We start from the raw sequence: 13,541 nt of genomic DNA, 5'->3' as shown, positions 1-13,541 counted from the left end.
AGCCTAGTCGCCCTCGCCGACAGTTCGGTGAGCCCGACGGCGGCGCCGCGGGAAGAAGATGCCATTACCGCTTTCCGGCCGGTCCCACTGTCAGACATACGACAGGACACGGCATCATGGTGCGCCAGACCACGATGTGATCACGGAAAGAGGCGACCGGGACGATGCAACGATGACCGTACCGACACCGAACCCGCCGGCGGACGACCCGCTGGCCGGCGTCGACCTGTTCGCCGGCCTCGCGCCCGCCGTGCGCAGCCGGGTGGCCGCGGCCGCCGTGCCGCGCAGCTACCGGCGTGGTCAGCTGTTGTTCCTGGAGAAAGATCCGGGCGACTCGCTGATCATGGTCCGGCGGGGGGCGGTGTCGGTGTTCCGGACCGCACCGACCGGCGATCGGGCGCTGCTCTACGTCGTGCGGCCGCCGGGCGTCCTGGGCGAGTTGTCGCTGCTCGACGGCGGTACCCGGTCGGCGTCGGCGGAGGCGCTGGAGGAGACGCACGTGCTCGCGCTCTCGCGTGGTGCGTTCCTGGAGCTGGTGCGGACGCAGCCGCCGATCCTCGACGGCGTGATGCGGTCGTTCGGCGGGCTGATCCGCCGGCTCACCGACCAGACGTCCGACCACATCTTCCTCGACCTGCCCGGCCGGGTCGCGAAGACGCTGATCCGCCTGGTCGGCGACAACCGCTCGCCGGTCGTCACGATCGACCTGAACCAGACCCAGCTGGCCGAGATGGCCGGCGGTTCGCGTCAGAGCGTGAACCAGGCGCTCGGCACGTTCGCCACCCGCGGCTGGCTCCACACCGAGGGCCGCAAGATCGTCGTGACCGACATTCCCGCCCTGCGCCGCCGCGCCGGGATGACCTGAACGTGACACAACTGACCGAAGTTGTCGCGTTCTGCGACAACTCTAGTCACATGTGACCCAACTCTCACTGGCATCTGTAACGATCACACCTGTGCAGACGAGTTCGTCCAGCTGCGACTCGGGAACGCGGACGGTGGAGCCCGCCGGGTGGCCGATTCCCGCAGAGTCCGTCCACGCGGCCTTCAGGGTCACGGTGACCATACTCGACATTCCGCGCATTACGGGTCTTCCGCCCCTCCGGCTCACGTCGCCACACACCGTAATCGGGCCTCAGCCGGACGTGTCAGAGATGCGTCAGGTAGACGACTGTCAAAGCCTCCGACCGGGTGAATATTGGCGGTGAGGGTGGCTCCCCGGTCTCGTCGCTGAGACGATTCACAGCAAATACCTGACCGTCTGGCGATTTCGGTTGCGAATTCGGAAGCGGGGTGAACGTCCCATCGACACGCACTGCGCACGCTGCGCCGCGGTGGGCCGCCCCGGCGACCGCTTCTGTGGCCGCTGCGGCTCCGCGCTGCTGCGCAAGTGCCCGACCTGCGCCACCGGCGTCGAGCTCACCGCCGAGTCGTGCCCGAACTGCGCCGCCGACCTCGATCCGGCCGCCCGCAGCCTGCCGATCGCCGGCCCCGCCTCCCGCGAGGAGCGGCGGGTCGTCACGATCCTGTTCGTCGACCTCACCGGCTTCACGAACCTGGGCGAGCGGCTCGACCCGGAAGACCTCCGCGCCCTCCAGCAGCGGTACTTCGACACGGTCGCCCGCGCGATCCGCCGCCGCGGAGGCGTCGTCGAGAAGTACATCGGTGACGCGGTGATGGCCGTCTTCGGCGCGCCGGTGACCCAGGAGGACGACGCGGTCCGCGCCGTCCGCGTCGGGCTGGAGCTGCAGGCCGACCTCGACGGCCGGATCATCGGCCCGTCCGGCCCGCTGCGGGCCCGCGTCGGCCTGGCGACCGGCGAGGTCGTCGTCGATCTGGACGCGATCCGCGACGGCGGTCAGGCGCTGGTCGCCGGTGACGTCGTGAACCTGGCGTCGCGGCTGCAGTCGCACGCGCCGGTCGGCGGCATCGTCGTGTCGTCGGCGACCTGGCGGGCCAGCCGCGAGTACGTCGAGTACGCCGAGATGCCGCCGGTGATGGTGAAGGGCAAGGCCGGGCCGGTGCCGGTCTGGCGTCCGCTGCGGCTGGTGCAGCGCCGGTGGGACCGCCACCGCGACCACGGCCCGTTCGTCGGCCGCGGCCCGTACCTCGATCATCTCGCCGGTCTGCTCCGGGCGACGATCGACGACCGCGCGCCCCGCCTGGTCACCGTCGTCGGCCCGGCCGGCGTCGGCAAGAGCCGTCTGGTCCGCGAGCTGAACCGGCACGCCGAGCAGTCGATGCCGGTCGGCATCCGCTGGGTCGGTGGCCGCTGCCCGGCCGGTGGCGAGGGCGGGCCGTTCGCCGCGGTCGCCGAGGTCGTCACCGGGTACGCCGGGGTGCTGGAGTCCGACTCCGCCGACACCGCCCGCCGCAAGGTCGTCGATTCGCTGCACGGGCTGCTCACCACCGCCGAGCGCACCGGCGTCGTCGACGCGCTGGCCCCGCTGGTCGGTTACTCCGCTCCCCCGATCGAGGCCGACGAGGCCCAGGCCGCGTGGCGGATGTTCTTCGCGCGGCTCGCGGCCCGGCGTCCGCTCGTCGTCGTGGTCGAAGACCTGGCGCTCGCCGAGCCGCCGCTGCTGGAGTTCCTGCGGCAGCTCGTCGACACGGTCGACGGTCCGCTGCTGGTGCTCGGCACGGCCCGGCCCGAGCTGTCCGCCCTCGGGCAGGTGCACTGGTACGACGCCGCCCACCCCCGGCACGCGCTGGTCGAGCTGCCACCGCTCGACCCGCACGACACGCTGACGCTGTTCCGCGCGCTCTCCGGCGACTCCCCGATCCCGGACGACACGCTCGAGCACCTCACCGTGCTCGCCGCCGGAACGCCGCTCTACGCGCACGAGTACGTCCGGATGCTGGCCGATCAGCAGAGCGACGACGCCGAGGGCGCTCTCCCGCTGCCCGAGTCGGTGCGGGCCGTGGTGGCCAGTCGTGTCGATCTGCTCGGGCCCCGCTCCCAGCGTGCGCTGCAGGCGGCCGCGGTGATCGGCGAGGTGTTCTGGCCGGGCGCGGTCGCGACCGTCGCCGAGCTGGCCCGCGACGAGGTCGAAGCGCTGCTGGCCGAGCTGCGCGCCAAGGCGTTCATCCGCCCGGCGACCGGCCACGTGCTGGCCGGTGAGCCCGCGCTGGCGTTCTCCCACGCGGTCGTCCGCGACCTGGCCTACCGCAGGCAGCCGCGGGCGCTGCGGGTCGTCCGGCACCAGCGGGCCGCCCGCTGGCTGCAGTCGCACGTCACCGGCCGTACCACCGAGGCCGTCGACGCGGTCGCCCACCACCGGGTGGCCGCGCTGGAGCTGGCCCGGACCCTGCACATGGACGTCCGTCCGTTCCTGCAGCCGGCCCGCACCGCGCTGGTCGCCGCGGCCGAGCGCGCGGCCAGCCTGCACGCGAACCCGACCGCGGTGGGTCTGCTCGACAAAGCCCTGGCCCTCTGGGAAAACGAGAACACGCTGACGCTCGAAGAACTCGCCGCCCTGGAACACCCCGCCGCCCGGGACGACGAGGTCGCCCGGCTGACCGCGCTCGTGCTGCGCTGGCGGCTCCGATTCACCACCGACCCGGAGGGGTTCACCGGCGCGGCCGACGTCTCCCGCTGCGCCAGCCAGCTCGAGGTGCTGGGCGCCCGCGACGCGGCCGCGAGCGCCCGGACCCTGCTCAGCCAGGTGGCCTGGGCCCGCGGCGACCGCACCGCGGCGCTCGCGCACCTCGACCGCGCGCTGGCACCCTACGGCGCCGGTGACGAGAGCCCGGTCCGCGCCGCCGCGCACGCCGAGATGGCCCGGCTGCGGATGATGAGCTACGAGGTCGACGAGGCGACCGCGGCCGCGAAGACCGCCGGAGATCTCGCCCGCCGGCTCGGCCTGCCCGAGCTCGAGGTGAACGCGCAGATCACCGAGGGCGCCGCCCGCTACCTCTCCGGTGACCTCTCCGGCCTGACGCTGCTCGAGCGGGCCGTCGACCGCAGCCGCACCGACCACCTGCGGTCGCTGCGCCGGGCGTCGGAGAACCTCGCGGGCGCGCTGCAGGAGGAGGGCGAGATCGCCCGGAGCTTCGCGCTGCTCGACGAGGCCGCCGCGACGACGCTCGCCGCCCGCGGACGTCCGCACCCCGGTCACACCCCGATGCGCGCGTACTTCGACGGCGACTGGGACGCCACGCTGGCCTCCGCCGACGCCGCGTTCACCGGCGACGAGACGCTGGACGCCGAGTGGGCGCACCTGCGGACGCTGGCCGCCTGGCTCCGGGCACTGCGGGGCGAGGACTCCGGGTTCAACCCCGAGCTGATCGTGGTCACCGCGGCCCGGCACGGCACCCGGCTGGCGCTGGCCAACGCGCTGGCCCACGCGGCGCTGTACCGGGCCGTCACCGGCTCGGCCGAGCAGGCGACGGTCGCGCTGCGGCGGCTGGAGGCCGAGCACGCCGCCGAGCCGCTGGCGCCGCGGGAGTGGCTGGCCGCGGCCGCGCACGCCGCGGTGCTCACCGGCGTCAAGTGCGGCCGGTACGCCGAGGAGTCGGCGGGCTGGCTGAAGCGCGCGCTGGAGGGTGCGCCCCGCGAGACGCTCTGGGTGCGGGCGGCCCGGTCGGTCGTCAACGGCGCGCTGGCCGCGCACGGCGGCGACCACGGCACCGCGGCGCTGCACCACGCGGTCGCCGCGTCGGTCTACGAGCGGATGGGCGACGCGACCGACGCGTCGCTCGCCACTGCCTGGTCGCTGCGGGCCGCACGGGCCGGCGAGGTCGCGCCGGTGCCGGAGCTCACCGCCCGGCTGACGACGTTCGGCCTGCGCAACCGGGCCCGGCTACTGCTCCGGCTGGCCAACAGCGACCCGCTGGAAGACCCGGGCCCGGAAGAGGTGCCCGACCATCCGGGGCCGATCGCCGATCAGGAGTCTTCGTCGAGGCCCGCCTCGATCGCGTAGCGCACCAGCCCGGCCCGGTTGTGCACCTGCAGCTTGTCCATCACGTTCTGCAGGTGGTTCTGCACCGTCCGGACCGACAGGCGCAGGCGGGTCGCGACCTGCTTGGCGGTCAGCCCGCGGGCGATCAGCCGCAGCACCTCGGTCTCCCGGGAGGTCAGCGCCGGGCCTTCGTCGGGTTCGGGGCCGGCCGCGAGCCGCCGGTACTCCCCCAGAACCAGCCCGGCCAGTCCGGCGGTGAACGCGGCCTCGCCCCGGGCGGTGCGCGACACCGCGTCCACCAGCTCGGTGGCACCGGCCGACTTGACCAGGTAGCCGGTCGCGCCGGCCCGGATCGCGTCCAGGACGTCCGGGCGCTCGGCGCTGGCCGAGAGCACGAGGACCCGGCAGGCCGGGTCGGCGGCCAGGATCCGGGCCGTCGCCTCGACCCCGGAGAGCTCCGGCAGCTGCAGGTCCATCACCACGACCTGCGGACGCGCAGCAGCCGCGATCCGCACCGCGGCCGCGCCATCGCCCGCGGTCGCGACCACGTCGAACCCGGCCGCGCCGAGGTCGCGGGCGACCGCGTCCCGCCACATCGGGTGATCGTCGACCACCATCACGCGGGCTCCGTCATCGAGGGACATGCAGCTCCACCTCTGTTCCGTCGCCGGGCTCGCTGGTGATCCGGACCGTGCCGCCGAGCTCCCGGATCCGGCCGCGGATCGACTGAACCACACCGAGACGACCCTGCGACGCGGCCTCCGTCAACCGGCCCGGCGGCAGCCCGGGGCCGTCGTCCCGCACGACGACCAGCACTGATTCCGGTTCGTCCTCGATCACCACCCAGGCGCGGGCGCCCGGTGCGTGCTCGGCGACGTTGTGCAGCGCGGCGCCGATCGCCGCGGCCACCTCGGCGGCCGCGGCCGCCGGCAGCATCACGGGCTCGGCCGGCGCCACCAGCTCGATCGACGCGGACGCCGCCGACGGCGTGACCAGCGCGGTCAGGTCGACCTCGCCGTCGGCCGGTGCGGCCGATCCCCGGGTCATCAGCGCCCGCAGCGCGGCCTCCTGCTCGCCGGCCAGCTCGGCCAGTTCTCGGCCGGGCCCGTCGAGCTCCGCGCCGCGTCGCTTGACCAGCGCCAGCACCTGGAGGACGCCGTCGTGGATGTGCCGGGCCAGGCGATCCCGCTCGGCGACCGCGCCCTGCTCCTGCCAGACGTCGATCATGATCCGGTCGACCTGCCGGAGCACCTCGGCGACGTACCCGATCACGATCGCGGCGAGCAGCACCAGAATCATGTTGTGCACGGTCCCGCGGGTGGGCTGGCCGCTCACCACGATCACGTTGGCCACCCCGAGCAGCAGCGTCGCGAGCAGCCCGCCGACGATCTCCCACCGCAGCGCCCAGGCCATCACCGCGGTCGCGGCCCAGACCGTCGGCACCGTGAACTCGCCGCCGGCGATCCGCTCGGGCGTCTCGACCAGGCGGGTCGCCAGCACGGTCGCCAGCGTGACGAGCAGATCGACGACCAGGAGCGCCGGTGTCCGGAACCGGGGCCGGGCGTAGCAGTAGGTCGCGACGACGCTCCAGCCGGCCATCAGCGCGAGAGCGGCGACGCACCAGCCCGGATGAGCGACGCGCCCCAGATCGTCCAGATTGAGCGCGGTCGCGTAGACGAGCGTCAGCCAGCGGAACGCCGCCAGCGCACGCCAGCCGGAGACTTCGACAGTGAACCCGGCCGGCCGCCGGCCGGAGGGAATGTCAGGCGGCAACGCTCTCGGCGGCGCGCTGGTCGGCGTCCACCGGAGTGCTGTTGTTCTTGACCGAGGCGGCGTAGACGTCGGCGTACCGCTGACCGGACAGCTGCATCAGGTCGTACATGATCTGGTCGGTGACCGACCGCTCGACGAAGCGGTTGCCGGCCATGCCGGCGTAGCGGCTGAAGTCGAGCGGCTTGCCGACCCGCATGCGCACCCGCATGATCCGCGGGATCAGCCGGCCGATCGGCTGCACCTGATCGGTGTTGATCATCGCGACCGGGACGACCGGCACACCGGTCTCCAGCGCGAGCCGGGCGACACCGGTCTTGCCGCGGTAGAGCTTGCCGTCGGGCGAGCGGGTGCCCTCCGGGTAGATGCCGAGCGGGTGACCCTCACCGAGGACCCGGGCGCCGGTGAGGAGCGCCGCCTCGGCGGCCGAGCCGGACGCCCGGTCGATCGGGACGCAGCCGGCCGCGCTGAAGAACAGCCGGGAGAACAGGCCCTTGAGGCCCTTACCGGTGAAGTACTCCGCTTTCGCGAGGAAAATGATCCTGCGGGGCACCATCAGTGGAAAAAAGAACGAATCGCTGAACGACAGGTGATTGCTCGCCAGAATGACGGGACCCGTCGCGGGGATGTTCTCCACCCCCTCGAGCACCGGCCGGAAGAACACCCGGAGAAAAGGCCCGATCAGGATGTATTTGCACACCCAGTAGAACACCAGACCTCCTCAGAACCGCTGCCGGTCGAGCGTACCGGTGTCACGCCCCTCAGCCGAGCGGGTCGCCGGGTCTCCCTCCACCTACCCCGGAGTGGCGTTCACCACGCGCGAAAGGGTGTTTCGTCGCCGGGCGTTCCTGGCGAATACCCCTTTCCCGGACTGGTGGGACGCGCGTTGTCCCCTGCGTCTCATCCGACTCACTGGTCCGGCCGGTGTCGAGGTGGTTCGAACGCGCCGCCGATGACGCCGCCTCGTGTCACGATGGGGTCCGACGCTCGCCGCGGGACCGCTCCTCCCGTGGCGCTCCTGGGAGGTGTGACGTGTCCGTGCTGCCCGGCGCAGAGCCCTTCCTCTTCGACGCCGGATCCGACGCACCGGCGGGCATCTTGCTCAGCCACGGCTTCACCGGCAGCCCGCAGTCGATCCGCCCGTGGGGCCAGGCACTGCACGCGGCCGGCTACACGGTGTCCTGCCCGCTGCTGCCCGGCCACGGGACGCGCTGGCAAGACATGAACCGGACGACGTGGGAAGACTGGTACGGCGAGGTCGAGCGCGAGTACCTGGCGCTGCGCGACCGGCTTCCGGCCGGTGCGCCGGTGGTCGTCGGCGGGCTGTCGATGGGTGGCACGCTGGCGACGCGGCTGGCCGAGGTGCACGCGGGCCTCGCGACCGAGCCCGCCGGGCTGCTGCTCGTGAATCCCTCGTACCTGACGCTGCGCAAGGACGCCGCGCTACTGCCAGTCGTGAGCAAGCTGATCGGGTCGTTCCCGGGCATCGCCAACGACGTCAAGAAGCCGGGCGCGCAGGAACTGGCGTACACCCGGCTGCCGCTGAAGGCCGCGGCGTCGCTGAGCAAGCTCTGGAAGATCGTGAGGGCCGACCTCGGGCGGGTCACCGTGCCGATCCGGCTGTTCCGCAGCGCCGACGACCACGTGGTCGAGCCGGCCAGCGGCGCGGCGCTGCTCGCCGAGGTGTCGTCCACCGTCGTGTCCGAGACCGTGCTGACCGACAGCTACCATGTGGCGACGCTCGACAACGATGCACCGGTGATCTTCTCCGGCAGCGTCGAGTTCGTCGGCTCGCTGCTGGCGGGCGCCAGATGAGCGGCGCGGCCGGGCGTCCGCACCGGGGGCGGCGCGACAACGGTCTGGACGCGACCGAGTTCGTCGCGCTGGCCGACGTCGACCCGCGGATCGGTGAGCACCTGCTCGACGTGCTGGGCATCGTCGGGATCGCCGCGTTCCTGGCGCCGAGCGCCGATCTCAACCCGGTGGTCCGCTCGACGTCGTTGCCCGCGCGTCCGACCGACCGGCTCTGGGTCGACCGGGAGCGTCTGGACGAGGCCCGCGGGCTGCTCGAGGCCGTGCAGGAAGACGCGGTCCAGAACGAGTCGGCCGCGACGCCCGCGTCCCCGGCCGACGAAGCGCCCGCGGTGGCGAAGCGGCCGATCGACGTGGACGTCGACGTCGAGTGGGAGAAGATCGTCGCCGGGTACGACGCGACGGCGGCGCCCGAGCGGCCACGGCGGCGTGCAGTGCCCGAGGCCGACACCGGGCCGGCGTCCGACCCGGCGGCTCCGAGTTCCGCGCTGCCCGACCCGACGGCGGTTCCGGCGGCCGACCCGACCGCCGATCCACTGCCGATCCGGACGCCGGGCGTCGCCGACCAGCCGATCCGGCCGGAAGACGCCGGGACGGGGCCGGAGGCTCCGCCGGCCGAGCGCAACCGCCGTGCCTCCGACCGCGCCGGTTCCGACGGGGAGGGGCCGGATCTCACCGGGACCGACCACCACGCGCCCGGCCGCGCGGGAGCTGACCGCTCCGGCACCGAGCCGGACGGGCCGGGGCCGAGCGGGACGGACCGAACCGAGTCCGGCCCCCACCAGGGCGACCGCGGCGACGACGAGCGCGGCCCGGCCGCTCAGGTTTCTCCCGACCGGCGGGAGCCGTTCCGCCCCGAGCTGTTGCGGGCCGACCTCGGGCGGCCGACCGGCCGCGACCGGCTGACCGGCACCGACGCCCCGCCGACCGACTTCGAGACCGACCCGGACGAGGGCTACGAGCCGCCTCCGCCCCCGCCGCTCCCCCGGTTCTCCGCGCCGGTGATCGGTGCGTTGCTCGCGATCGTGTCCGGGCTCGTGCTGCTGTTCCGGGCCGGCACGCTGGGGCTGAGCGAGCACCTCCGGTTGCTGCTCGCGCTGATCGGCATCCTCGGGGGCGCCGGGGCACTGGTGTGGCGCCTGCGCGACGGGTGGAACGACGACGACCCGGACGACGGCGCGGTCGTCTGACAGGCTTCGCCCCTCGTCTACGTGCTGGCCGCGCTGTTGTCGAACGGACCCCTCACCGTCATCGGTGGAGGTGGTCCCGATGGCCGGAACGCTCGCTCCGATTCGATACCTCAACCGCCGCGAACAGGTCCTCGCACTGTGGTGTTCGCTGACCGGACACGCGCCCGACCGGTTCGACGAGCCCGAGCGGGAGGCCCTGCTGGCCCGCACCGAGATCGCGGCACTGGCCGAGGTCCCGGATTCGGTGCTGCTCGACGCCGGGCAGGCCGTGCGCCGCGGGACGTCGTTACCGCTCGAGCGGTGGCTGGCCGCGGTCCGGGTGGTGCGCCCGGGTTCCCGCGTCAGCGCGTGAGCTCGACCTCGGCCACCACGGGCCGGTGGTCACTGGCCCGCGACACGTCCGGGGTGTCGAGGACCCGGTAGTCCTTCACGGCCGTCCCGGGCGTGACGAAGATGCCGTCGATGCGGCGGGTGCGGAACGTGGGGGCCGCGTCACCGGCGCCGGCGTCGGCGAGGCGGGCGGCGAGGGTGCGCCAGGCCGGGCCCGCGTCGGTCTCGTTGATGTCGCCGCCCAGCACGACCGGCTCCTGCGCCGGCAGCGCGTCCAGGAGCACCCGCACGTGCGCGGCCCGTTCCGCTTCCGTCAGTCCTAGGTGGACGCCGACCGCGGTGAACTCCGCGCCCGCGAGCGCCGCCCTCATCACGACCGCCGCCCGCGGGTGCTGCCCCCGGGTGAACGGCAGCCGGACCACCGCGGTGTCCCGGACCGACACGGCCAGCGACACCAGGACGAGGTTGCCCGAGGCCCCGCCCTGCGCCACGACCAGCCCGCACCGCCGGGCCAGCTCGGCGGCCCGGGCGCGCCACCGGAACACCCGGGGCGCCTCCTGGATCAGCGCGACGTGCGGCTGGACACCGTGGACGGTGCGCACCAGAGCGTCCACGTCGTCGCGGAGCCCGTGCACGTTCCAGCTGAGTACCTTCACCGGATCCGGGCCAGGTCGGCCGCGCCGACCAGGCCGGCCTTGTTGCCGAGGGCCGCGATCCGGACCTCGGCCACCTCGGTCCGGCCGCGGAGAGCGGTGACCTTCGCGTAGGTCTCCCGGGCCGGGATCGACATCAGGTCACCGGCCTCGGCGACGCCGCCGCCGAGGATGATGCACTGCGGGTCCCACCCGGACACCAGATCGGCCATGCCCCAGCCCAGCCAGTCACCGAGGTCGGCGAACGCCGCCAGCGAGGCCGCATCCGCGGCCTGCGCGGCCCGGGTCACCATCGGACCGTCGATCGCGTCGACGTCGCCGCCGGCCATCTCCAGCAGCGTGCGGGCCGCCGCCGGGTCTTCGCGGGCCTGTTGCTTGGCGAAGCGCACCAGCGCCTTACCGCTCGCGTACTGCTCGAAGCAGCCGCTCGCGCCGCAGCCGCAGGGGTGCCCGTCGGGCACCACCCGGACGTGACCGAACTCCGCCGCGACGCCGAAATGCCCGCGGTAGATGTCGCCGTTCACGACCGCGCCCCCGCCGATGCCGGTGCCGACCGTGATCAGGATCAGGTGGTGCTGGTCTTGCCCGGCGCCGAACCGGTACTCGGCCCAGGCCGCCGCGTTCGCGTCGTTCTCGACGACGACCGGCACGTCGACCCGCTCCTGGATGCGGTCCTTCAGCGGCTCCCGGCGCCAGGCCAGGTTCGGCGCGTGCAGCACCACGGACCGGGACGCGTCGATCCAGCCGGCGGCACCGACGCCCACGGCCTCGATGTCGTAGTCCTCGTCGAGCTCGCGGACGACCTCGGCGATCACCCGGGCGGTGTCGTTGACGTCCTGACTCGGAGTCGGACGCCGTACGGTTGCCAGCACCTCGCCGTCCGGTGTGACCACTCCGGCCAGCACCTTGGTTCCTCCGACGTCGACTCCGACGGTCAGCGTCACGCGCCCCTCACCACACCTAAGCCCTCGTCGATTGACTCCGTGGAAGCGTATGGCACGACGCTCGTACCGTCGTCATCGCTCTACCCGTGGCGCCAGCCTGCCATCAGTCGATGTCGATGTGTTGCACCGGCGGCTCGGCCGGTTCTTCCCCACCGGGCCGCTTGCCCCACTCGGTGGCCACCTCGGCGACGACCCGCAGCAGCCCGGCGCCGGCCACGGCGACGTCCGCGACCGCGGTGGAAAGACGTTCCACCAGTTCGGGCGACAGGTCTCGGGCGCCGACCCGACCGAGCAGGGCTTCGGCGAACTTGGCGGCCTCATCAACGATCGGGCCAGGCGTGGTCATTCGAGAAACCGTACTTCCAGGCGCCCGTCCTGCAGCGACGCGCCCGCGACCGTGCGACGCTTCAGCACCTCCGGCAGCGCCAGCAGCCGCCGTCGCCCGGCCACGGTGAGCACCAGGTCGTCGGCCACCCGGGAGAGCACCACGTCGGACCGGTCGGCCAGCGGCAGCGCCACCGAGAGCACGGCGTCTCCGACCAGCCGCAACGGCGGCTCGACCGGCACCGCGGCGATCGGGTCTTCGTCGCCGTAGAGCGCATCGGCCAGCGCCGCGAGCGCGTCCGGGCCGACCGGCTCGGACGGCAGGTAGGGCACGGTACGCAGCGGCACGCCGGCGAAGCTGTCCCGGGCCTCGGCCAGCCGGGCCTGCTGCGCGGCCGCCCAGCCGGCCCGCCACGGGTCGTCGCCGTCCGGGATCACCCGGTTCACCACCACGCCGTCGACCACGAACCCGTACAGCGCCAGCGCCGTGAACGTCCGCCGCGCCTCCGCCAGCACGACCGCCTCCGGCGTCAGTACCAGCCGGACCGCCGTCGTGGCCGGGTCGATCAGCAGGTCCCGGACGTCGGCCAGAGCGTGCCGCAGACGCGAGACGGCGGCGAGCACGCCGTCGTCCGGAAGAAGAGCACCGAGGTCGCGCCCGAGCACCGGGCGGGCCACCCCGGAGAGTCGCCGGTGCACCGGGATCAGCCGGTCGGTGTACCAGCCGAGCACGTCGGGAAGCGTGAGCAGGCGGAGGGTCTCCGCGGTCGGCGCGCAGTCGACGACGAGCGTGTCGAAGCGGCCCGAGCGGGCCTCGGCGTGGACGGCGAACAGCGCGAACAGGTCGTCGAGGCCCGGCGGGACGACGAGTTCCTCGGCCGCGACGCCGGTCAGGCCGCCGTGCTTGAGCAGCATCGTCAGGTAGTCGCGCAGCGTGCCCCAGTACTCCTCGAACCGGGCCTGGCTGTCGACCTGCTGGGCCCAGAGCCCGGTCTCCACCGGGGTCGGCCCGGCGCCGACCGGCAGGCCCAGCGCGTCGGCGAGCGAATGCGCCCGATCGGTGGAGACCACCAGCGTGTCGCTACCCGCCCGCGCGGCCCGGACAGCCGTCGCCGCGGCCGAGGTGGTCTTCCCCACCCCACCCTTGCCGGTGAACAGCACCACCCGCATTACAGCGACTCCACCCGTTTCTTCAGGTCCTTGAGAGCGGTGTCCATGATCTTCTTCTCGGCCTTGCGCTTGAACATGCCCAGCATCGGGACGTTCAACTCGATCTCGAGCGTGTACGTGACCGTCGTGGTCCCGTCGCCGTTGTCGACCAGGTCGTAGCTGCCGTTCTGCAGCTTCATCATCGTGCTGCGGACCAGGGTCCACTCGACCCGGGTGAGGTCCTCGGCGTAGGCGTACTCGAGCGTGTACTCGTCCTTGACGACGCCCGCGTCGAGGACGAACCGGGCCTGGTGGGCGTAGCCGTCCTCGTACTCGCTCACGACCTCCGCCTCCTTCACCGCGTCGACCCACTGGGGGTAGGACGCGAAGTCGGCGATGACCGCGGAGATCGTCTGCGGCGAGGCCGGGATCGTGATCGATTGCTGGGAAGAGTCCGCCATAGCTCCC

At 73.3% G+C, this 13,541-nt stretch carries 13 protein-coding genes; 5 read left to right on the top strand and 8 right to left on the bottom strand.

Annotated elements, in window-relative coordinates:
* The first annotated feature begins 172 nt into the window (after window positions 1-172).
* Window positions 173-865 (top strand): Crp/Fnr family transcriptional regulator, encoded by a 693-nt coding sequence (locus ACIBZJ_RS07080; RefSeq protein ID WP_395926483.1) that lies wholly within the window; start codon window positions 173-175, stop codon window positions 863-865.
* A gap of 409 nt (window positions 866-1,274) precedes the next feature.
* On the top strand, window positions 1,275-4,922 hold the full coding sequence (locus ACIBZJ_RS07075) for an adenylate/guanylate cyclase domain-containing protein (RefSeq protein ID WP_395926481.1): 3,648 nt from the start codon (window positions 1,275-1,277) through the stop codon (window positions 4,920-4,922).
* Here the strand turns inward: ACIBZJ_RS07075 and ACIBZJ_RS07070 are convergent.
* Genes ACIBZJ_RS07070 through ACIBZJ_RS07060 form a run of 3 tightly spaced genes read right to left on the bottom strand, consistent with a single transcriptional unit; the run spans window position 4,886 to window position 7,383 of the window.
* Complete coding sequence (locus tag ACIBZJ_RS07070) at window positions 4,886-5,545, bottom strand: response regulator (RefSeq protein WP_395926479.1); 660 nt, start codon at window positions 5,543-5,545, stop codon at window positions 4,886-4,888. The genes ACIBZJ_RS07075 and ACIBZJ_RS07070 overlap by 37 nt on opposite strands.
* A complete protein-coding gene (gene macS / locus ACIBZJ_RS07065; RefSeq protein ID WP_395926477.1) occupies window positions 5,532-6,674 on the bottom strand; it encodes a MacS family sensor histidine kinase in 1,143 nt (380 codons plus the stop codon). Before macS ends, ACIBZJ_RS07070 begins: the two co-directional genes overlap by 14 nt.
* Window positions 6,664-7,383 carry a lysophospholipid acyltransferase family protein gene (locus tag ACIBZJ_RS07060; RefSeq protein ID WP_395926475.1) on the bottom strand — a complete coding sequence of 240 codons (720 nt, stop codon included), beginning with the start codon at window positions 7,381-7,383 and terminating at the stop codon, window positions 6,664-6,666. Before ACIBZJ_RS07060 ends, macS begins: the two co-directional genes overlap by 11 nt.
* Window positions 7,384-7,703: 320 nt before the next feature.
* Here ACIBZJ_RS07060 and ACIBZJ_RS07055 point away from each other — a divergent pair, with 320 nt between their 5' ends.
* From ACIBZJ_RS07055 to ACIBZJ_RS07045, 3 genes are all read left to right on the top strand, one after another.
* Complete coding sequence (locus tag ACIBZJ_RS07055) at window positions 7,704-8,486, top strand: alpha/beta hydrolase (RefSeq protein ID WP_395926473.1); 783 nt, start codon at window positions 7,704-7,706, stop codon at window positions 8,484-8,486.
* Complete coding sequence (locus ACIBZJ_RS07050; RefSeq protein ID WP_395926471.1) at window positions 8,483-9,673, top strand: hypothetical protein; 1,191 nt, start codon at window positions 8,483-8,485, stop codon at window positions 9,671-9,673. Before ACIBZJ_RS07055 ends, ACIBZJ_RS07050 begins: the two co-directional genes overlap by 4 nt.
* A gap of 79 nt (window positions 9,674-9,752) precedes the next feature.
* Window positions 9,753-10,025 carry a hypothetical protein gene (locus ACIBZJ_RS07045; protein WP_395926469.1) on the top strand — a complete coding sequence of 91 codons (273 nt, stop codon included), beginning with the start codon at window positions 9,753-9,755 and terminating at the stop codon, window positions 10,023-10,025.
* On the opposite strand, the gene ACIBZJ_RS07040 is transcribed toward ACIBZJ_RS07045, so the two are convergent.
* The 5 genes from ACIBZJ_RS07040 to ACIBZJ_RS07020 all read right to left on the bottom strand — a co-directional run bounded on the left by ACIBZJ_RS07040 (window position 10,015) and on the right by ACIBZJ_RS07020 (window position 13,534).
* Entirely contained in the window at window positions 10,015-10,659 is a 645-nt protein-coding gene (locus ACIBZJ_RS07040) for an endonuclease/exonuclease/phosphatase family protein (protein WP_395926466.1), read from the bottom strand. The two genes, ACIBZJ_RS07045 and ACIBZJ_RS07040, sit on opposite strands and share 11 nt — an antisense overlap.
* Window positions 10,656-11,600, bottom strand: a complete 945-nt coding sequence (locus tag ACIBZJ_RS07035) for an ROK family glucokinase (protein WP_395926464.1) — start codon at window positions 11,598-11,600, stop codon at window positions 10,656-10,658. Before ACIBZJ_RS07035 ends, ACIBZJ_RS07040 begins: the two co-directional genes overlap by 4 nt.
* A gap of 103 nt (window positions 11,601-11,703) precedes the next feature.
* Window positions 11,704-11,946: a hypothetical protein gene (locus tag ACIBZJ_RS07030; protein ID WP_395926462.1), complete on the bottom strand. Its 243-nt coding sequence runs from the start codon at window positions 11,944-11,946 to the stop codon at window positions 11,704-11,706.
* A complete protein-coding gene (locus tag ACIBZJ_RS07025) occupies window positions 11,943-13,094 on the bottom strand; it encodes an ArsA family ATPase (protein ID WP_395926460.1) in 1,152 nt (383 codons plus the stop codon). The genes ACIBZJ_RS07030 and ACIBZJ_RS07025 overlap by 4 nt, the downstream gene beginning before the upstream one ends.
* Window positions 13,094-13,534 carry an SRPBCC family protein gene (locus ACIBZJ_RS07020; protein WP_395926458.1) on the bottom strand — a complete coding sequence of 147 codons (441 nt, stop codon included), beginning with the start codon at window positions 13,532-13,534 and terminating at the stop codon, window positions 13,094-13,096. The genes ACIBZJ_RS07025 and ACIBZJ_RS07020 overlap by 1 nt, the downstream gene beginning before the upstream one ends.
* Window positions 13,535-13,541 lie beyond the last annotated feature (7 nt).

The sequence above is a fragment of the Cryptosporangium sp. NPDC051539 genome, assembly GCF_044454545.1.
Lineage (GTDB): Bacteria > Actinomycetota > Actinomycetes > Mycobacteriales > Cryptosporangiaceae > Cryptosporangium.
Note: the sequence above shows the minus strand (reverse complement) of the source record. Positions and strands in the feature narration are given on the sequence as shown.

Coding starts and splice junctions, on each gene's coding strand:
- ACIBZJ_RS07080 (WP_395926483.1), top strand. CDS start 173: ATGACCGTACCGACACCGAACCCGCCGGCGGACGACCCGCTGGCCGGC.
- ACIBZJ_RS07070 (WP_395926479.1), bottom strand. CDS start 5,545: ATGTCCCTCGATGACGGAGCCCGCGTGATGGTGGTCGACGATCACCCG.
- ACIBZJ_RS07050 (WP_395926471.1), top strand. CDS start 8,483: ATGAGCGGCGCGGCCGGGCGTCCGCACCGGGGGCGGCGCGACAACGGT.
- ACIBZJ_RS07045 (WP_395926469.1), top strand. CDS start 9,753: ATGGCCGGAACGCTCGCTCCGATTCGATACCTCAACCGCCGCGAACAG.
- ACIBZJ_RS07030 (WP_395926462.1), bottom strand. CDS start 11,946: ATGACCACGCCTGGCCCGATCGTTGATGAGGCCGCCAAGTTCGCCGAA.
- ACIBZJ_RS07025 (WP_395926460.1), bottom strand. CDS start 13,094: ATGCGGGTGGTGCTGTTCACCGGCAAGGGTGGGGTGGGGAAGACCACC.
- ACIBZJ_RS07020 (WP_395926458.1), bottom strand. CDS start 13,534: ATGGCGGACTCTTCCCAGCAATCGATCACGATCCCGGCCTCGCCGCAG.